Here is an 18,295-nt window from a genome sequence, read left to right as displayed (position 1 = left end):
CCTATATAGAGGCAATATCAGAAGGCCGCGCGGCGTTTCGCGCGACAGGATGGATATGCTGATGGCCAAAGCTGCCAACTCAAAGACGACCCGCCCCGCGCGCAACACCCCAACCCGCACCGAGACCGACAGCTTCGGTCCGATCGAGGTCCCCGCCGATCGCTATTGGGGGGCGCAGACCGAGCGCTCGCGCCAGAATTTCCGCATCGGCACCGACCGCATGCCGATTGCGCTCGTGCATGCGCTCGGCATCGTCAAGCTCGCCGCGGCGCAGTCCAACCTCGAGCTCGGCCTGCTCGACGAGCGCCGGGCCAACGCCATCATCCGCGCCGCACGCGAGGTGATCGAGGGCAAGCTGGACGACCATTTCCCGCTTGTGGTGTGGCAGACGGGCTCCGGCACCCAGAGCAACATGAACCTCAACGAGGTGATCGCCAATCGCGCCAACGAGTTGCTCGGCGGCGAACTCGGCGCCAAGAAGCCGGTGCATCCCAACGACCACGTCAACATGAGCCAGTCGTCGAACGACTCCTTCCCGACCGCGATGCACATCGCAGCCGCGAGCCGCATCAACAGCGATCTCGTCCCCGCCCTCGGTGAGCTGCTCGGGGCATTGCGCGAAAAAGAAAAGGAGTTTTCGAAGATCGTGAAGATCGGCCGCACCCACACCCAGGATGCGACGCCGCTGACGCTCGGCCAGGAATTTTCAGGCTATGCCGCGCAGGTCGAAAGCGGCATCGCGCGGCTGAAGGTCGCGGTGAAGGACCTCTATCCGCTGGCGCAGGGCGGCACCGCGGTGGGTACCGGCCTCAACTCAAAGCCGCGCTTTGCAAAACTGTTCGCAAAGCACGTTGCCGGGATTACGAAGCTCCCCTTCACCAGCGCCGCCAATAAATTCGAGGCGCTGGCCTCGAACGACGCCTATGTGCTGGCGCACGGCGCGATCAACTCCGTCGCGACCGGCCTGTTCAAGATTGCCAACGACATCCGCCTGCTCGGATCGGGGCCGCGCTCGGGGCTCGGCGAATTGATCCTGCCGGAGAACGAGCCCGGCTCCTCGATCATGCCGGGCAAGGTCAATCCGACGCAGTGCGAAGCGATGACCATGGTGTGCTGCCAGGTGTTCGGCAATCACACCGCCATCACAGTCGCTGGCAGCCAGGGCCATTTCGAGCTCAACGTCTACAAGCCGGTGCTGGCCTACAATATGCTGCACTCGATCCGCCTGATGGCGGATGCGGCGCGCTCCTTCACCGGACATTGCGTCAGCGGCATCCGCGCCGACGAAAAGCGCATCAAGGAGCTGATGCAGCGCTCGCTGATGCTGGTCACGGCACTGGCCCCGAAGATCGGCTACGACAACGCCGCCAAGGTCGCCAAGACGGCGCATGCTAACGGCACCACGCTGAAGGAGGAGGCGCTGCGGCTCGGCTTCGTCTCGGCGGAGGAGTTCGACCGCCTGGTGCGCCCCGAGAGGATGACCAGCCCGGGCTAAATTTCCGAATTCCGATAGTCATCCGTAATGATACGGACGCTCGACGCTCAGAAATATGCGGCTTTATAGGCGGGATTTGATTACCGTCAATGTTCTGGCCGGACGGCGTGTTACGCCGCCGTCTGCCCTTGACGGGCGAAATTCATCGTTTGATGGCCCTAAGGGCCGATTGACGAGGATCAGCGAATGACGATCAAGTCTTGTGGGGCGCAGCGCGCCACCCTGTTTCTGAATGTTTCATCCTGCCTGATGAGGATCGGATGATGGAGACGCGGCATGGGGAACGTCATCAACCTGAATCGTTTCAGGAAGCGCGCCGAGCGGGAAGCCTCGGCGAAGCAGGCGGACGCCAACCGGGCGAAGTTCGGCCGCACGAAGGCGGAGCGGTCGGCGGAGGAGACGCGCGCGGACAAGGCGAAGGCGCATCTGGACCAGCATCAGATCGATCGCGAGGAGCAGCCATGAAGTCGCCCGTCGTGAAACGGTCGATCGTAGTCGCCGGCCACAAGACCAGCGTCAGCCTGGAAGAGGCGTTCTGGAACGGCATGAAGGAGATCTCGGGCCTGCGCAACATGACGCTGTCCGAGCTGGTCGGCGAGATCGACAGCAACCGCCAACAGGGCAATCTGTCCTCGGCGATCCGCCTGTTCGTGCTCGACTACTTCAAGAGCCGCGCCATGGCCACCATGCAGCCGGAAAAGGTCCCGGCCCAATAGACGCCGGCCCGTTTGCCTGGCCCCGGTCACCTGCACTTTAAAATAGCTCTAAGGTGCAGCTTCGGCCGACCCGTGCGCTTGACCTCACTGCCCTGCGTTGAAAATACAGGGCATGACCGATACCCATGACACGCGCCGCGAGATGCCGTTGGGCCTGGCCCAGCGCGGCTATACCGGCGTCATCCAGCACCTCTCCGCCAAGGATGCAGGCTCGGCGCTCCCGGACATCGAGCTGGAGAGCCGGCTGATCGAGCTCGGCTTCGTCGAGGGGGCCCGGGTCGAGATCCTGCACGAGGGGCTGGTTGGACGCGATCCGATCGCCGTGCGGGTCGACAACATCACGATCGCGGTGCGCCGCCGCGAAGCCATGGCCATCATCGTCGCCTAGTTGGCGACCGGACATCTGCTCCCAAGGCCTTTGATCACATGGAATTACCCCTGCTGCATCTCGCCCTGGTCGGCACGCCCAACAGCGGGAAGACCTCGCTGTTCAATGCGCTGACCGGCAGCCGGCAGAAGGTCGCGAACTATCCCGGCGTCACCGTCGAGCGCAAGGAAGGTTTCTTCGTCACGCCGCTGGGGCGTCAGGTCTCAGTGGTCGACCTGCCCGGCACCTATTCGCTGCGCGGCCGCAGCCCGGACGAGGAGATCACCCGCGACTTCGTGCTCGGCAAGGCTTCCGGCGAGATCGTTCCAGATCTCGTGCTGTGCGTCGCCGACTCCACCAATCTGCGCCTGACCATCCGCCTGCTGCTGGAGCTCAAGCGCACGGGACGGCCGATGATCCTCGTGCTCAACATGTTCGACATCGCGAGCCGCCGCGGCATCACCGTCGACGTCGAGCGGCTCGCCAAGGAGCTCGGCGTGCCCGTGGTCACCTCGATCGCGGTGCGCAAGGGTGGCACCGCCGATCTGCTGGCGCTGACCGACGAGATCTCGGCCAAGCTCTCGGCCGAGCCCGCGAAGAGCAGCTGGCGCGCGCTCAGCGTCTCCGAATTACGCGCCACCCAGCGCGAGGCCGATCGCATCATCGCCGATTGCGTCAGCCTGCCTGCCAGGCCCGACACCTGGACCGCGCGGATCGATGCGGTGGTGCTGCATCCCGTCGGCGGGCTGATCGTGCTGGCGCTGATCCTGTTCGTGATGTTCCAGGCGGTGTTCGCGTGGGCGCAGCCGGCGATGGACCTGCTCAAATCCGGCTTCGACACGCTCGGGGAGCTCGTGCAGGCCACCCTGCCCGACGGCCTGTTGCAGAGCTTCCTGCAGAACGGCGCGATCGCGGGCGTCGGCAGCGTGATCGTGTTCCTGCCGCAGATCATCCTCATCTTCCTGTTCATCCTGCTCCTGGAAGATTTCGGCTACATGGCGCGCGCTGCGTTCCTGATGGACCGCATCATGGGCGGCGCGGGGCTGCACGGCCGCGCCTTCATTCCGCTCTTGTCGAGCTTTGCCTGCGCCATTCCCGGCATCATGGCGACGCGCGTGATCGACGACAAACGCGACCGGCTGACCACGATCCTGATCGCGCCGCTGATGACCTGCTCGGCGCGCATCCCGGTCTACACGCTGATCATCTCCGCCTTCATTCCCGCGAAGGACGTCTGGGGCTTCATCAATCTCCAGGGCCTCGTGATGTTCGGCCTCTACGCCACCGGCATCGTCAGCGCGCTCGCCGTCTCGTTCGTGATCAAGTTCTTCATGATCCGCGACTATGCGCCGGCCCCGTTCATGCTGGAGCTGCCCGACTACAAGATGCCCAGGCTGAAATCGATCGTGATCGGCATCTACACCCGCGCCAAGATGTTCCTCTACCGCGCCGGCACCACGATCTTCTCGATGATGGTGCTGATCTGGTTCCTCGCCTCGTTCCCGCAGCCGCCGGCCGGCGCAACCGAACCCGCGATCGACTTCAGCCTCGCTGCCATGATCGGCAAGGCGCTGGAGCCGCTGCTCGCCCCCGTCGGCTTCAACTGGCAGATCGCGGTGGCGCTGATCCCCGGCATGGCAGCGCGCGAGGTCGCGGTCGCAGCGCTCGGCACCGTCTATGCGATCGAAGGCGGCAAGGAAGCGGCCGAGCAGATCGGTCAGGTGCTGGCGACGAAATGGTCGCTCGCGACCGCGCTGTCGATGCTGGCCTGGTACATCTTCGCCCCGCAATGCGCCTCGACGCTCGCCGTGATCCGGCGCGAGACCGGCAGCTGGGGCTGGATGGCGGCGACCTTCGCCTACATGCTGGTGCTGGCCTATGCTGCGAGCCTTCTGACGTACAACGTGGCGGTCGCGCTCGGGGCGGGATAGCGCCTCGAAACCAAAACTGCGAAAACAACCCCATGCACAGTAGGCGGGGAAGTGTCATCGAGATATTACGAATTATCCGAAATACGTTTGACACGTCGGGCAAAACACCGGCATAATGGCGTCATCGAAAGCTGCCATTAACGGCTTCGCCGTTCTCATGGAGGCAGAAACTCGCGAGCCTCGACCGGCAGAACCGACGTCGTCAGCATCAGGCTCCTTGCGACCTCCCATGAAATGAAAAAGGCCCCGGTCGATGCCGGGGCCTGAGTTCACCGGGAGACTTCAGATCAATAGCGCGCCGTGACCGGCGCACCGAAACCGCCGAAGCGGTAGTTCAGCCGAAGCGTGACCATGTCCACGTCCTGCGTGACCCCGCTGCCGGTAAGGGTGAATCCGCCGGGCGTGACCACGCCTGCGAAGCCGCTGCTGTCACGTCCCATCCAGAGATGGTTGTACTCGATGCCAACCGACCAGTTCGGCGAGAAGCCATATTCCCAGCCGACGCCCAGCGCGCCGCCCCAGCGCGTGTGGCCTGCCGAAGCGAGGCCGACGCCGGTGACGTTGTTGAAGATGTCGAAGCGATTGCGCGTCACGGCGGCGCCGCCCTTCACATAGAGCAGCGAAGCGTTCCACGCCCAGCCGAGCTGGCCGGTGAACAGCCCGATGGCGTCGATCTTGCCCGTGGTCGAGATCAACGGATCGATCAGGCTGACGCGCGTGTTCTTGATCTCGGCCCAATCGCCCTGGGCTTCCAGGCCGAGCACAAATTGATTGGTCTGCCAGCGATACCCGATCTGTCCGCCGGCGAGGCCGCCGGAGCGATCCGCGCAGCCAGCTGCAACGGCCCCTGCGGGCGTGATGAAATCCACGCAACCATGGCTCTGACCCCAGCCCCCATTGGCGCCAATGTAAAATCCGGTCCAGTTGTACACTGCTGCTACCGGAACCGGCGGCGGCGCCGCCTTGACAGCCATATCGGCCGCCATCGCCGGAGCCGCCATGCTCAGCGCCGCGAAGCCGATCGCCGCGATCGAAAGCTTCCTCATCGTTTCGTCCCCTTTGCTCAAATATCTTCTTTCAGAAACGAGCCCTTACGCAGGCTGACGTGCATAAGTGCTGCGAACACCCTGGAGTTAGCCGCAAGGGGATTCCTGGCCCGTACCAAAATGGCAACACTCGAGCGCGATCGCTATGCACGGAAACGTGCTTAGCCCTTATCCGAACTGCCGGGTGCTGCGGCGCTGTCCTGTTCGTCGGCAAGCCACGCATTGATGCCCGAGGTCGGGATCAGCCGTTTCGGAAGGTGCGGGTTGATCGTACCTGCAAAGACGGAAAGTCCCTCATCGCGCTTGACCCGCGCAAACTCCTTCGCTTCCTGCTCAGTCGCAAAGGTCTTCGTTTCACGCGGGCTTCGTTGCCTCGGCAGAATGCCTCGCTGTTGCACCTCGAAGGTGACGTACCAGGTCGGAATCATTGCGCACCAAAATATCACCAGCCCCTGGAGTCGCGTTGTGGTGCGGCCGCCATCCGCGTGCTTGATTCAGATCAAGCTGCCGATTGACCACATTCATCCGAGCGCCTGAGGCGCCGGGATACGAGCCGGGCGTCGGTTGAGCCGCCGGGCGGAATAGGGGCACCATGGCATCATCAAGATCGCGACCGGCTCCAAAGTGACGACCGGCTCCAAAGTGACGAACTGCTTCCATGGATCACTTCAGCACGGAAAGGCTCATCGCCGAGCGGCTGCGTGACGATCACCTCGCGGACCTCATCGCGCTGCATCTCGATCCCGAGGTGTCGCGCTATCTCGGCGGCGTGCGGCAGGCTGAGGCGACGAAGCAATACCTCGCCGTCAACATCGCGCATTGGGATCGGCACGGTTTTGGGCTGTGGGTGCTGCGGACGAAAGACGGGGCGTTCGCCGGACGGGCAGGCATCCGGCACATCGTTGTCGATGACATCGACGAGATCGAGATTGCCTATACGTTCAAGCGCGAGTTCTGGGGCCAGGGACTTGCTAGCGAGATCGCGACCGCGCTGACGGAGATCGGGCTGACGCAACTCGAGCTGCCCTCCCTCATTGGCCTTGTCTTTGTCGGCCACGGCGCGTCCCGCCGCGTGCTGGAGAAGGCGAACTACGTTCTCGAGAAAAGCACGATTCATCGCGGCGAGGATGTCGTGATCTACCGCATCCGGCGTATATCACCGGCTCGACATTGACCGTCGATGGCGGCGCCAACACGTCGGCGCTCGACAACGGCCGGAGCGTGAAGCGGTCCGGCCGTTCAAGCCGAACGCATGCAGCGGAACAGAAGAACTTGCATCTCGCAGTTCCAGTGCAACTCCTTCACTGCAGCGCTTGAACGCAACCGACCTGAACAGACGTTCAAGAAAGTTTCGTCGCTGTTCCTGCAACAGGTGATGGCCGCGGTCGTTGACCCGCGACGATGCAAACCAAGGAGGAACAGATGAAGAAGCTGGCTTACGCTCTTGCGGCGGCAGCGACGCTTGCAGTCGGTGCCCCTGCAATCGCCAATGCGGGCGGCGTCGGCGTCTATGTCGGCGGCGACAGAGACTATTATGAGGGCCCGCGCGCGCGCATCTACGAGCATGATCGCGGCTGGCATCATGGCTGATGGCTGGTATCACCGCGATCGCGACTACGACCGCGGCGTCGTGATCCGCCGATATCATGACTGGGACGATTGATGCGGTCCGGCATGATTGAGCAAGGAGGCCCCGCTGCGGCGGGGCCTTTCGCATTTGGGCGAGAGGAGAGGACGCGCCGCAGTCCGGATTGCTTCGTCGCGAGGGCTGTTCGCAATGACGAGGGAAGCAGCCCCGCAACCAGGATGGCTTGCCTTGCGCTCTCGCTCTTCTACGAGGTCCTACCTGAAATATCCCAGCACGAGATCGACGTCCGAGCTGCGGGCCACGGTCCCGGTCAGCTCGGCGTCGATGACGCGCCGGCAGGCTTCGATCGCGGCATGATCGCCGAGATCGTTGGCGGCTTCGAGGACGAGCCAAGCGGCATCGACCGACGCCTTGTCCGGCGCGCCGCCGCCATCGATGGTGACGGTCTTGGTGAGGTTCTTGTTCTTGCGAACCGCGGTGCCGAATTGAGGCAACATTGCAACGACTCCCCTCTCGAATTCCCGCTCAGTGAACCTGGAGTTCGGGCTGACGGCCCGCATCGGCACCCGCGCCGGTCTTGCGCGACTGGTAGAACTTCAAGATGCTGCGCGAGGTCTCGATCTTGAGGCGGCCGAACTCGCGTTCATTGTCCTGGAGCTCGCGCGCCGTGATCAGATGATCCTTGGCGCCGAGGAACAGCAGCGACATCGTCGTGTCCCAGGAGAAGTCGAGCGCCTTGCACAGCACCAGAAGCATCTCGCGGTTGCGGTCCATCAGCGCGCGCTCGATCACGTCGACCGGTAGCGCCGACAGCAGCGACAGGCCGATCTGCACCTCGTCGAAGCGATGCTGACGCGCGTAATTCGAGATCGAATCCTGGTTGAGGTTGCCCTGGCGGTACTGCGTCGTCACCACGCGCTTCGCGACGAAATAGCTGCGCGAGGACGGGCCGAACTTGGACTGAAGGTCGCCGGTGACCTCGGTCACCGAGCTCTGGATCTGTGCCATCATCTCGGGACGCTCTGTCTCGAGGCGGCGGCGGACGTCCTCGGACGCCTTCGAGATCAGCTGCTGGAAGATGTGTCGCGGCACGTCCTTGCGCAGGCCGAGCTGCTCGGCCAGGATCGAATCTCCCTCGGCGCGGCGGACCATGTGCAACAGGCCCGAGCCGGAGAAGCGCGCGCCGCTCGTTCCTCGCGACCGAGGTCACGACCTCCTGGTTGCCGCGCTTGACCAGCACGTCGGTCACGGCCTCGCCGATCTGCTCGCGCTGCGAGATCGCAAGCAGATGCGCCTGGCCTTTGGTCAGGGCGCTCTCGACCAGCATCTTCTCATCGATGCGGTTGGAATCGCGCAGCACGGGGCCGGCGACCTCGATCTCGTCGTCGAGGGCGAGCTTCTCGATGACGTTGAGCGGGGCGTGATCGCAGGCTGCCATCAGCTCGGAGAGCTGCGCCCGCGCCGCCACCTCGATCTCGTCGGCGAGCCGGCCGATGACCTCGCCGAACATGCTGATCTCGTCGTCGCTGTAGCGGCCCGTGATCAGGATGTCGGTCGCATGCCACAACGCCTTCGCGCGGCTCTCGTCGGTGCCGCGCGCAATCGCGTCGTCCAGATCCTGCAGAAGCGATTTCGCCCCGTTCATCTCGATCACCCCAATTCTTGGTCGTCCTTTGGCGCGCCGTCCTACCTGTGCTGATAGGACGCCGGATTCTCTGGGGAACAACCCTAGAGCTCAGATGCGAGAATTCAGTAAAATCAGCAAATCAGTTTTGCCGACCAAAATTCATTCAAATCCGAGGGAATGGGTTTACCGGTGCGCAGGACGGGAAGGTGCCGCCCGAGAAGTGCGTCCCCTCTTCCGCCTGCAAGCGGGAGAGGAGCTCGCGGCTCGATCCGTGCAAGCCAAAATCGCCTTACGGATTTGACGGCGTCAGGAGCAGCGGCGGCTTGGGCTTCGGCTTTGCCGGTGGCGGGCCTGGGGCCGGCCTGATCTCGATCGGCGGCGGCAGCGGGGCAACCTGCTGGCTTGCGAGCGGCGGGCTTGGCAATGCGGGTGCGGCCTGCGGCGCTTTCGGCATCGGCGCGGCCTTTGGCTTTGGCGGCGGCACACGACGCGGGTCGCGGCCGGGCAGCGGCACGTCGGTCAGCGACGGCTCCGGCACCGGATCGGGGGACACCAGTGTCGGCAATGCAGCGGTCGCCGGCGGCGGCTCGCCGCGCTCGATGGCGTCCAATCGGCGCGTCTCTCGGTCGATAGTGCGCACCGCGAGCCAGGACGACAGCGGCGCGAGATCGATGGTGCGGCTCAGTCTGTCGGGAGGACCGGCGGCGAACAGCTGGATCTCCGGCGGCGCGCCGGAGAGCCCGGTCATGATCGGCGTCAGGCTGGCGCGGATGTCGGCCTGGTCGGCGGGAATGTCGTAGCCGCCGGAGACGATGGCGCGCGCATTCTTCGCTTCCAGCGGCGTTGCGCCGACTCGCAACCGGCCGTCACGGATCGTGAACGGGATCTGCGCCGAGGCGACCGCGATGGGGGCCGCCGACAAGGCGGGCTCGACCAGCTGCCGCAGGCGGTTGTCGTCGCTGACCTGCCCGCCGTCGCTGGCGCGGATGGCGATCTCGAAGGCGCGCGGATTGAGACCGGATATCTCGGCGGCCTCGAGCGTCACGGTGCCATTGCCGGCAAGCGCGCCGGTCAGCGCCGCGATGCTGCGGCCCTGACTGCTCAGTGCCATCTGCGCCGAGGCGCGTCCCTTCGGCAGCGCGAGATCGCGGTAGCGCAAGCTCGCCGCATCGACATTGCGGAGCTCGATGCGCGCGCTCAGCGCGAGGCCATTGGCGCCATTGCGGGCATCAAAACTCGCCGACATCTCGCCGCCGCCGAGGCCGCCCTTGAGGCCATCGAGCGCGAGCGACTGGCCGTCGCTCCTGATGATGCCGCCGACGGGACGCAGCTCGATATCGCCAGGCAAAGTGCCATGCAGCGCCTGGAACGCGATCCGGCCGCGCCAGCCGCTGATGAGCCCGGCGTTGAGCGGCTCGCCGGCATGACGTCCGGCAGCACCAATCGTCATCGCGAATGCAGGCACGAGATCGAGCGTGTCGAGGCCGACCTCGCCCTCGATATTCTTCTCCGGGTCGAGCGTCACCGCGAGATGACCGCGCAGATGCGAGCCGGCCGCGCTGCTGTCGAGATCGTCGAAGGTCAGGCGGCTCCCGGATAGCCCGACGCGCGCGGACAGATTGACGCTCTGCACCGATTTGTCAGCCGGGCTGGTGCCGAACAGCGGCGCCAGATTGACGTTGCGCACGCGCAGATTCACGCTGCCTTTGGGCTCCGACAGTTCGACATTACCTTGGGCATCCGCGTCCAGCCCGCCGCCGCTAAGTCTTGCGTTCAATTGCAGCGGACGGAGCCAGGCGCCGCTGAGCCTGCCTTCGAACTGAGAGGCGCCCTCACCGGCGGCCACGATGTGGTCGAGCCCGAGCAGCGCCAGCAAGACGCCGGCCTGCGGCGTCGAGACTTTCGAGTCCAGCGTGAAGTCGCTGCTGCGCAACTTCTCGATATCGATGCCGTTGACGGCGGCGACCGGTGTCTGCGCGGCCAGCGTCGCGCTGGCCTTGAGCTGCGGCGCGTCGAAATCGAGCACGGCGCGGGCGTAGCTGCGATCGGCATGTTCGGCGTTCTTGTCGAGGCTGAGGTCGAGCTTGAGGCGCGTCGCGCCCGATACCGACGGGAGCGCATCGAAGCGTGCGCGCAGCGCAGGCGCAATCGGCTCGATCAGCGCGGTGAGCTCGCGCAGCGAATTGGCCGAGGATTTAAGCGCGAGCTTCCCGGTCGCCTTGGTGCGATCAAAGCTGCCGCTCGCTTCCGTGGTGACGCCGCCGGTCTGGCCGAAGTGCAACTGCTCCAGCGACAGCGCCGCCGGCCCGTAGCCCAGCTTGGCCGTGAACGGCTTCAGCTCCTGGCCGGCGGAAATGGCGCGGCCGATATCGAGCGAAAGCTTTGCTTCCTCCGGCCATTCGCCTTGCGGGTCGGCGAGCGCGCGCACAAAGCTGGCGGCGGCGTCGAGGTCGAGGCGATCGGCCTTGATCTCGGCGTCGATGTGCGAGCCCTTGCTCGCGCCTGTCTGCACGAACGCGATGCGGCCTTCGACGGCGCCGCCCTCGATCTCGGCCTTCAACTTGTCGACGGCGAGATGGTTGGCGGCGATGGTGACGTCGCCGGAAAGGCGCACCGGCCGCGTGCTGCGGCGGTTGACCTCGCTGCGGCCCTGGAGCCAGGACACCAGCGTATCCGGATCGGACGATTCGACGCTGAGGCGGCCGCTGAAACTGTCGGCGCCGGGCGTCGCACCGTTGAGCGAGAGCTGCGTCATGCCGGGCGCACGCAGCTCGAGCTTCTGGAAGGTCCAGGACCGTCCGTCGGTCGAAAGCTCGGCGGCGATGTTCTGGAGCGGACGGCCGCCGAGCATGATCTGATCGGAGTTGAACTCGATCTGCGCCGGGATTGGCGCCTGCGGGATCGCGGCCAATCCCGCACGCAGCGCCGGCAGGATGCGCAGCGGCTCGGCATTGTCCTTGCCCGCGAGCTTGTCGGCATCGACCTGCCGCGCCGACAGCACCGCGCGCAGCAACGGCGAGGCGCCGAACCTGAGATCGCCGACGCCGCCGAGCTTGAGCGCGCTGTCCTCCGCCCCGAAGCTGGCGTCGACCTGCTCGAATTTGGCGCCGGCCGGATCGGCCTTGAGTTTTGTCGTGAGCTTCCACGGCGTCGGCCCGGCCTCGCCCGACTTCTTAGGCGCCGGCACCGCCAGCATCAGCGCGCCATCGAATTTTGGCTGGCGGTTGTCGAAGGCGAGCACGCCTTCGAGGTCGGCGAGGATGGCGCGCTCGCCGGGATCGACGTTGAGATGCAGTCTCGTGGCGCTGCCGTCGGCGCTCGGGCCGGAGGAGATTCGGAACGGATAGCGCGTGCGGCCGACCGTAAAGCTGCCGTCGCCGCGCACCGAGCCGGCGAGCGAGCGGACGTCGCCGGAGAAGGCGATGTCGTTCAACTCCAGCGTCGAGCGGCTGGCGGCATCGTGCAAGGCGATGCGGCCGGTGAGGTTGAGCCGCTCGATCGCGAGCGAGGCGAGGTTGAAGGTGCCGCTCGCAGTCGAGGGCAGATCGACCCGCCCGCGCGCATCGAGGCCGAGATCGACGGCCATGCCATTGACCGAAAGCTCGGTGGCGCGCCATTCGCCGCGCATCAGCGAGCCCAGGCTGAACTCGACGTCGAGCTTGTCGGCGCGAAGACGACCGAGATCGTTGCTGCCGCCGAATGTGACCGAGCGCAGCCGCAGGCTCGGCGCCGGCAACAGCCGCGCGTCGAGCTCGCCCGCCACCCGCACCGGCACGCCGATGATCCGGCTCGCCTCCGCCTCGAACTGGGGCCGGAACTGGTTCCAGTCGATGAAGTAAGGCCCGATCAGCGCGGCCAAAAGCGCAATGATGAAGGCAATCGCCAATCCGAGCAGCGTCGTCTGCACGGGTCTCCCCTCGGCCAAACCGGCCCGGGCCAAGCCTGAGGGCCTCAGGCGCGCCGGAACAGCCCCCTATATAGGGCCAAGTGTGGCGAAGTCACAGCGGCTGTTGCGCGCGGAGGTTAACGCGCCCCGCCCTCACCAGCTCGCCGGTAGCCGCTTCAGGCCGCGCAGCACGAAAGTCGGGCGCCATTCCGGGTTCTCGACGTCGTCAATCCGCAAGCCCGGCAGCCGGCGCAGCAGCGTCGCGATCGCGACCTCGGCCTCGATCCGCGCCAGCTGGGCGCCGAGACAGAAATGGATGCCGCCGCCGAACGACAGCGGCCTGACGTTGAGCCTGGTGACGTCGAGCCGGTCGGGATCATCAGGATAGACCGCCGGGTCGCGGTTGGCCGAGCCGAGCAGGCACAGCACAGACTCGCCCTTGGGGATGGTCTTGCCGCCGAGCTCGACATCCTCCAGCGCGACGCGGCCGGTCATCTGCACCGACGAGTCGTAGCGCAGGAATTCCTCGATCGCACCCACCATCAGCTCCGGCCGCGCCTTGAGCAGCGCGAGCTGGTCCGGATTGCGGTGGAGCGCGAGCAGGCCATTGCCGATCAGATTGACCGTGGTCTCGTGGCCGGCGCCGAACAAGAGGATGATGTTGGCGGTCAGCTCCTCGTTGCTGAGCTTATTGCCGTCCTCCTCGGCCTGCACCAGCTGCGTGGTGAGATCGTCTCCGGGATTGCGGCGGCGCAGCTCGAACAGCTGCTGGAAGTACATCTGCGCCATCATGTTGGCGGCGTTGCCCTTGGCGATCTCCTCGGGCGACATCGGCACCGGATCGAGCAGCCGTCCGCCGTCGCGCGAGCTCTTGTAGAAAACCTCGCGATGGTCCTCGGGGATGCCGAGCATGTCGCAGATGATGGTGACAGGCAGGCGGAAGGCGAAATCCTCGATCAGGTCCATGTGGCCGCGATCGATCACGGCATCGATGGTCTGGTCGACGATCTCCTGGATGCGCGGCCGCATGTCCTCGACACGGCGGGCAGTGAACGCCTTCACGACGAGGCCGCGCAGGCGGGTGTGGTCGGGCGGATCGGCCTGCAGCATCCAGTGGCCCATGCTGCGGAAGATCGGCTCGTCCATGATCTGCGGGCCGTAGCGCCGCTTGGTGCGCTCGACGAAATCCTTGCCGAAACGCTTGTCGCGCAGCACGAGGCTGACGTCGGCATGGCGGCTGGTGACGAACTGGCCGAACGAGGTCACATGGATCGGATCGATTGTGCGCAACCGGTCGTAATGCGGATAGGGATCGCGGATGAAGTCCGGCGAGAGCGGATTGAACAGCGGTCCGCCTGCGGGTTGCACTTGCTCGTTCATGGTGACCTCACATCGGTTGCCGCATGACACGAATACGCCGGCAGCCCCTCTTTTCGCAGCGTAACTATCCCAAGATCACTTACGTGAATTATAAACTCGATACATTCTTGTATCGAGTTGCATTTTGCCCTAAACTGCGCCGATGTCAAGGGTGAGAACCAGGCCGACCAGGGACGACACGCGCGACAAGCTGTTCGAGGCGGCCGCGCGCGTGTTCGAAGCCGACGGCATCGGCGGCGCCAGCATCGAGGCGATCGCGGCCGCGGCGGGTTTTACGCGCGGCGCGTTCTATTCCAACTTCAAGAGCAAGGACGAGTTGATCATCGCCATGCTCGAGGACCATGTCGAGCAGTCGATCCGGCGCAACATGGACATCCTCGCCCAGCACGACAATCTCGACGACTTCATCGCGGCGCTGAAGGCGATGGACCGCAGCAAGCAGGATCCGCTCGGCCGCTCGCCCCTCCTCCATATGGAAATGATTCTGTTCGTCGCGCGCGCCGAGAAGCGTCGCCCCGAACTTGCAAAACGGCTGCGCGCGCGGCGCAAGCTGGTGGCCGACATCGTCGAGGCAACCTTGAAGAACAAGCCGAGCGGCGGCACGTTGAACCCGCCCTGGATGGCAAGCGTCGTGCTGGCGCTGGAGGACGGCTTCCGCCTGCACCGGCTGATCGATCCCGAGACCACGCCGGCCGACAGCTTCTTGCGCGCCATCACGGATCTGCGGCGCAGGACGGGATTGGCGTCGGACTAAATTAGACCCCTCATGCGCTGATCCGTCGCAGTGCCGGGAACGATCGCACCGCAACACGATCATGCGAGCCGCAGCGGAACAGCGGAACGCGCCGATCTCTTCAATCAACGCGACCCGCTACAAGGCCACCGTCGGAACACGCGCAGCCGCCGAGATGAACGCGCGTTTATCTTCATGACTCTTTGTCTCTCCCGAACGCCCGCTTGCAACTTTTGCCCGCCGTTGCTGTTGGCCCGGCATCGCAACACCAACTGGAGAGGAATGCGAATGAAGAAGACCGCGTTGGTTCTGGCAACCGTCGGCACGCTCGGGGTGAGCGCCGTGGCAGCGCCAACGCCCGCAGAAGCGCATTGGCGTGGCGGATTCGGTCCGGCGCTGGCAGGCGGGTTGATCGCAGGCGCCATATTCGGCGGCCTCGCCTCTTCCGCTTATGCGTATGGTCCGGGTTACGGCTATTATGGCCCGGCTTACGGCTATTACGGCGGCTACGAACCGTATCCCTGGGGCGGCTACACCACGACCTACTACAGCACGGGTTATGCCCCGGCCTATTACGGCTATCGCTATCGCCGCGTCGTGCGTCCCGCTTTCGCCTATTACGGCGCACCGTTCCCGCGGCGGCACTTCTATCACCATCGTTGGCACCATCACTGGTGATGTGAAGCGCCAAGGCAGGCCCAGCGCGGAAGGCTGAGCCTCGTAAGAGACCAAACAACCAGATCGATGCGTCCGGCTTCGATCGAGAGCGTTTGTGCGCGCTGTCGCATCGCGGGCAACGCGCAACGGCAACCCACCAAACCTAAGGAGGTTCAGATGAACATAGGAAAGAACAAGTTCCTGCTGACGACAGCGGTGCTACTCGCCGGTGTCAGCCTGGCGTCGGTGCGAGGATCGGCGCAAGGCATGCGTGAAGGTGCCGGCGGCGGGATGAGTGCCGGCGGCAACGCAAGTGGCGGCGCAGCTGGCGGGGCCAGCGGAGGTGCTGCGGAACACTCCGGCGGCGCGACCTCGCACGGTGCAAGTGGCGCCTCGCACAGCGAGGGAATGACACAGGGCCGCAGCGGCGGTGGCCGGGCCGAGGGTTCCTCCGCCGCGCAAGACAGCGGCCGGGCCGCCGATAAGGGCGACAAGCAGACCATCGGTCAGGGCCGCGAGCGCGATAATGCCCGTCAGTCGCAATCCGAGTATGGCAAGCAGGGCAAGGACCAGACGATCGGTCAGAGCCGTGGCGATCGCGATCAGGCGCGTCAGTCCAAGTCCGAGAGCGACAAGAGCGGACAGAAGGACCAGACCATCGGACAGAGCCGCAGCGACCGCGACCACGCGCGTCAGTCGCAAGGCGCAGAGCAGAACAAGAGCATGACCACGGGCGCCAATACCAGGGACAATGCCCGGGACAAGGCTGCGCAAGACAAGAACGCGCAGGACAAGAACGCGCAAGGCAAGAATGCGCAGGGTCAGAGCACCACGACGACCGGCGCGAACACCAGGAATGACGCCCAGAGCAAGACCGCGCAGGATCCGAGCAAGTCAACCGGCGCGAACACTGGCAACAACGCCCAGGGTCAGAACACCCAGGGGCAGAACACGCAAGGCCAGAACGCCCAACGCCAGAACACGCAAGGCCAGAACACACAGGGCCAGAACGCGCAGGGCACAACGACCGGCGCCAACACGCAAGGACAGCCCAACACCCAGGCGCAGACACAAAGCGGAGCTGCGCAGAGCATGTCCGGCCGCGTGCAGGTGAATGCGCAGCAGCAGACCCAGCTGCAGCAGTCGGTGCTGAGCTCGCGCAATGTGGACCGCGTGAGGGTCAACGCCAACTCGATCAACTTCGGCGTCAATGCCGGCGTGATCGTGCCGCGGAACATCTCGGTGGTCTCGGTCGCGGATTATCCCGCGCTGATCGACGTCTATCCTGACTACCGCGACGACAGCTTCTTCGTCGTCGATGACGAGATCGTCGTCACCGACCGGAGCCGCAGGATCGTCGACGTCATTCCCGCCGGGCCGCGGACGCACTATGCCCGGAGCGGCAGTTCGAGCATCAGCGGTGGCGGCGGCAGCGTTGCCGCGCTGAATCTCAGCCCCGACGAGATCCGCATCGTTCAGCGCGTCCTGATCGAACGCGGCATGCTGTCCGGCGAAGCGGACGGCGTCCTCGGGCCGGAGACGCAAAGGGCATTGATGACCTTCCAGCGACAGGAGGGCTTCCAGGCCACCGGCTCGATCGATACCCGCACGGTCGCTGCGCTCGGCGTGTCCAACCAGATCAGCGCCACGCAGGGCCAGTCGACGACCGTCGGTCAGGGCGGCAGCAACCAGTCGACGTCGACGCCGCAGAACACGACCGGGCAAAGCACCGGCCAGAGCAACGCGCCGGCGCAGCAGAACCAGACCACGGGTCAGGCTCCGCAGAACCAGCCGTCCACAACCGGCGAGGCTCAGCAGAACCAGCCGGCGAACCCGGGCCAGGCCAGCACGCAACCGCCATCGGGCCAGACCACCGGCCAGGCCCCGGCCCAGAGCAACACTCAGTCCACCAGCCAGCCCGGCACCAACCAGAACACGCCGACTGGACAAACTAATCAGAACAATGCTCCGCCGCCTTCGACATCAGGGCAGCCGGCCAAGAAGTACTGACGCGCTTCCGAGCCCCGCCACGGCGGGGCTCTTTTCTGCTGCGGCTCACGGCATTGAAAGCGATGGACCGCAGCAAGCGGGATCTGATGCCAGCGCGCCCTGGCCATCCACACTCGCGTCCGTGGGTGCAGGGTGGGCAAAGCAAAGCCTGCCAACCGTTTCTCTCGCAATTATTTGATGGGCGGTGGGCACGGCGCGAGTGCGCCTTTGCCCAACCTACAATTCCGAATTCGCGGAGATGCCCCTCACGGCGCTCGCAGCAACTCGCCTAGCGGCCGCCTTTGCCCTTGTTCGTGGGCAAGGGGCAATTCGTGCAGACGCTGTCGTCACACATCCGGCAGATCGTGAAGCGATCCATCTCCGATGTGTCCTGCCGCGCCAGCAATTCGTGGATCAGGGTTTCAAGGCGCTTGGTTTCTGCCGGCGACAGCACATCCAGAAGCGATGCGACGGCTGAGATCCGGGACGTCATCAACTCGTTCCGGGTCGCGGCGCCCGTGACGGTGAGATGCAAGGCGATTTCGCGGCCATCCTTTCCGGCACGGCGCTCGACGAGCCGATCGGAGACCAGACGGTCCACCAAGCGGACCGTGCCGGAATGCGACAGGCCGAGGATACGCCGCAGCTTGTCGTTGGTCATGCCCTGGCCATAGCCGATGACGACGAGCGCCGCGGGCGCCTCGCCGCCGCGACCAATGACCTCGCGCGCGCTCTGCTCGATCCGATCCATGACCGCAAGAGAGAGCGCTCCCAGCAGGTTCGCGATTCCCGTTTCCATGACCGCAATAATATGTGCGCTGCGCACAAAAAACAACTTGACCAAATATGTGCGCTGCGCACATATTTGGTCGCAGGAAAC

16 protein-coding genes and 1 pseudogene are annotated in these 18,295 nt (G+C 65.0%); 10 read left to right on the top strand and 7 right to left on the bottom strand.

The window, feature by feature from the left end:
- Positions 1–49: 49 nt before the first annotated feature.
- The 5 genes from fumC (at position 50) to feoB (ending at position 4,509) form a co-directional block, all read left to right on the top strand.
- Positions 50–1,495, top strand: a complete 1,446-nt coding sequence (gene fumC, locus ACVWY3_RS00330) for a class II fumarate hydratase (RefSeq protein WP_456836674.1) — start codon at positions 50–52, stop codon at positions 1,493–1,495.
- A 276-nt stretch (positions 1,496–1,771) separates the two neighbouring features.
- A complete protein-coding gene (locus ACVWY3_RS00325; RefSeq protein ID WP_130364945.1) occupies positions 1,772–1,960 on the top strand; it encodes a DUF4169 family protein in 189 nt (62 codons plus the stop codon).
- A complete protein-coding gene (locus ACVWY3_RS00320) occupies positions 1,957–2,211 on the top strand; it encodes a ribbon-helix-helix domain-containing protein (RefSeq protein WP_456836673.1) in 255 nt (84 codons plus the stop codon). The genes ACVWY3_RS00325 and ACVWY3_RS00320 overlap by 4 nt, the downstream gene beginning before the upstream one ends.
- 112 nt (positions 2,212–2,323) lie before the next feature.
- Positions 2,324–2,599 (top strand): FeoA family protein, encoded by a 276-nt coding sequence (locus ACVWY3_RS00315; RefSeq protein WP_456836672.1) that lies wholly within the window; start codon positions 2,324–2,326, stop codon positions 2,597–2,599.
- Positions 2,600–2,637: 38 nt separating this feature from the next.
- Positions 2,638–4,509: a ferrous iron transporter B gene (gene feoB / locus ACVWY3_RS00310; protein ID WP_456836671.1), complete on the top strand. Its 1,872-nt coding sequence runs from the start codon at positions 2,638–2,640 to the stop codon at positions 4,507–4,509.
- Positions 4,510–4,796: 287 nt separating this feature from the next.
- Here the strand turns inward: feoB and ACVWY3_RS00305 are convergent, their stop codons facing one another.
- Positions 4,797–5,555: an outer membrane protein gene (locus ACVWY3_RS00305; RefSeq protein ID WP_456836670.1), complete on the bottom strand. Its 759-nt coding sequence runs from the start codon at positions 5,553–5,555 to the stop codon at positions 4,797–4,799.
- 161 nt (positions 5,556–5,716) lie between these two features.
- Positions 5,717–5,983, bottom strand: coding sequence for a hypothetical protein (locus ACVWY3_RS00300; protein ID WP_456836669.1), 267 nt, complete (start codon positions 5,981–5,983; stop codon positions 5,717–5,719).
- A gap of 230 nt (positions 5,984–6,213) precedes the next feature.
- Between ACVWY3_RS00300 and ACVWY3_RS00295 the strand changes: the two genes are divergently transcribed.
- Together ACVWY3_RS00295 and ACVWY3_RS00290 are read left to right on the top strand one after the other, a co-directional pair.
- Positions 6,214–6,729 carry a GNAT family N-acetyltransferase gene (locus ACVWY3_RS00295; protein WP_456836668.1) on the top strand — a complete coding sequence of 172 codons (516 nt, stop codon included), beginning with the start codon at positions 6,214–6,216 and terminating at the stop codon, positions 6,727–6,729.
- Between the two features lie 248 nt (positions 6,730–6,977).
- Positions 6,978–7,145, top strand: coding sequence for a hypothetical protein (locus tag ACVWY3_RS00290; protein WP_456836667.1), 168 nt, complete (start codon positions 6,978–6,980; stop codon positions 7,143–7,145).
- A 252-nt stretch (positions 7,146–7,397) separates the two neighbouring features.
- Here ACVWY3_RS00290 and ACVWY3_RS00285 read toward each other — a convergent pair whose 3' ends face one another.
- The 4 genes and pseudogenes from ACVWY3_RS00285 to ACVWY3_RS00270 all read right to left on the bottom strand — a co-directional run bounded on the left by ACVWY3_RS00285 (position 7,398) and on the right by ACVWY3_RS00270 (position 14,036).
- A complete protein-coding gene (locus ACVWY3_RS00285) occupies positions 7,398–7,640 on the bottom strand; it encodes a hypothetical protein (RefSeq protein ID WP_456836666.1) in 243 nt (80 codons plus the stop codon).
- A gap of 28 nt (positions 7,641–7,668) precedes the next feature.
- Positions 7,669–8,788 (bottom strand): annotated as a pseudogene (locus ACVWY3_RS00280) (DUF2336 domain-containing protein).
- Between the two features lie 271 nt (positions 8,789–9,059).
- Complete coding sequence (locus tag ACVWY3_RS00275) at positions 9,060–12,677, bottom strand: AsmA family protein (RefSeq protein WP_456836665.1); 3,618 nt, start codon at positions 12,675–12,677, stop codon at positions 9,060–9,062.
- A 132-nt stretch (positions 12,678–12,809) separates the two neighbouring features.
- Positions 12,810–14,036 carry a cytochrome P450 gene (locus ACVWY3_RS00270; RefSeq protein WP_456836664.1) on the bottom strand — a complete coding sequence of 409 codons (1,227 nt, stop codon included), beginning with the start codon at positions 14,034–14,036 and terminating at the stop codon, positions 12,810–12,812.
- A 142-nt stretch (positions 14,037–14,178) separates the two neighbouring features.
- On the opposite strand from ACVWY3_RS00270, the gene ACVWY3_RS00265 reads away from it, so the two are divergent.
- The 3 genes from ACVWY3_RS00265 to ACVWY3_RS00255 all read left to right on the top strand — a co-directional run bounded on the left by ACVWY3_RS00265 (position 14,179) and on the right by ACVWY3_RS00255 (position 17,436).
- Entirely contained in the window at positions 14,179–14,790 is a 612-nt protein-coding gene (locus ACVWY3_RS00265) for a TetR/AcrR family transcriptional regulator (protein WP_456836663.1), read from the top strand.
- A 267-nt stretch (positions 14,791–15,057) separates the two neighbouring features.
- On the top strand, positions 15,058–15,447 hold the full coding sequence (locus tag ACVWY3_RS00260; protein WP_456836662.1) for a hypothetical protein: 390 nt from the start codon (positions 15,058–15,060) through the stop codon (positions 15,445–15,447).
- Positions 15,448–15,603: 156 nt separating this feature from the next.
- Positions 15,604–17,436: a peptidoglycan-binding protein gene (locus tag ACVWY3_RS00255; RefSeq protein WP_456836661.1), complete on the top strand. Its 1,833-nt coding sequence runs from the start codon at positions 15,604–15,606 to the stop codon at positions 17,434–17,436.
- Positions 17,437–17,704: 268 nt separating this feature from the next.
- Here ACVWY3_RS00255 and ACVWY3_RS00250 read toward each other — a convergent pair whose 3' ends face one another.
- On the bottom strand, positions 17,705–18,259 hold the full coding sequence (locus ACVWY3_RS00250; protein ID WP_456836660.1) for a MarR family winged helix-turn-helix transcriptional regulator: 555 nt from the start codon (positions 18,257–18,259) through the stop codon (positions 17,705–17,707).
- Between the last annotated feature and the right edge of the window lie 36 nt (positions 18,260–18,295).

This window comes from Bradyrhizobium sp. USDA 4486 (genome assembly GCF_054057995.1).
Note: the sequence above shows the minus strand (reverse complement) of the source record. Positions and strands in the feature narration are given on the sequence as shown.

Coding starts and splice junctions, on each gene's coding strand:
- fumC (WP_456836674.1), top strand. CDS start 50: ATGGATATGCTGATGGCCAAAGCTGCCAACTCAAAGACGACCCGCCCC.
- ACVWY3_RS00325 (WP_130364945.1), top strand. CDS start 1,772: ATGGGGAACGTCATCAACCTGAATCGTTTCAGGAAGCGCGCCGAGCGG.
- ACVWY3_RS00320 (WP_456836673.1), top strand. CDS start 1,957: ATGAAGTCGCCCGTCGTGAAACGGTCGATCGTAGTCGCCGGCCACAAG.
- ACVWY3_RS00315 (WP_456836672.1), top strand. CDS start 2,324: ATGACCGATACCCATGACACGCGCCGCGAGATGCCGTTGGGCCTGGCC.
- feoB (WP_456836671.1), top strand. CDS start 2,638: ATGGAATTACCCCTGCTGCATCTCGCCCTGGTCGGCACGCCCAACAGC.
- ACVWY3_RS00305 (WP_456836670.1), bottom strand. CDS start 5,555: ATGAGGAAGCTTTCGATCGCGGCGATCGGCTTCGCGGCGCTGAGCATG.
- ACVWY3_RS00300 (WP_456836669.1), bottom strand. CDS start 5,983: ATGATTCCGACCTGGTACGTCACCTTCGAGGTGCAACAGCGAGGCATT.
- ACVWY3_RS00295 (WP_456836668.1), top strand. CDS start 6,214: ATGGATCACTTCAGCACGGAAAGGCTCATCGCCGAGCGGCTGCGTGAC.
- ACVWY3_RS00290 (WP_456836667.1), top strand. CDS start 6,978: ATGAAGAAGCTGGCTTACGCTCTTGCGGCGGCAGCGACGCTTGCAGTC.
- ACVWY3_RS00285 (WP_456836666.1), bottom strand. CDS start 7,640: ATGTTGCCTCAATTCGGCACCGCGGTTCGCAAGAACAAGAACCTCACC.
- ACVWY3_RS00270 (WP_456836664.1), bottom strand. CDS start 14,036: ATGAACGAGCAAGTGCAACCCGCAGGCGGACCGCTGTTCAATCCGCTC.
- ACVWY3_RS00265 (WP_456836663.1), top strand. CDS start 14,179: ATGTCAAGGGTGAGAACCAGGCCGACCAGGGACGACACGCGCGACAAG.
- ACVWY3_RS00260 (WP_456836662.1), top strand. CDS start 15,058: ATGAAGAAGACCGCGTTGGTTCTGGCAACCGTCGGCACGCTCGGGGTG.
- ACVWY3_RS00255 (WP_456836661.1), top strand. CDS start 15,604: ATGAACATAGGAAAGAACAAGTTCCTGCTGACGACAGCGGTGCTACTC.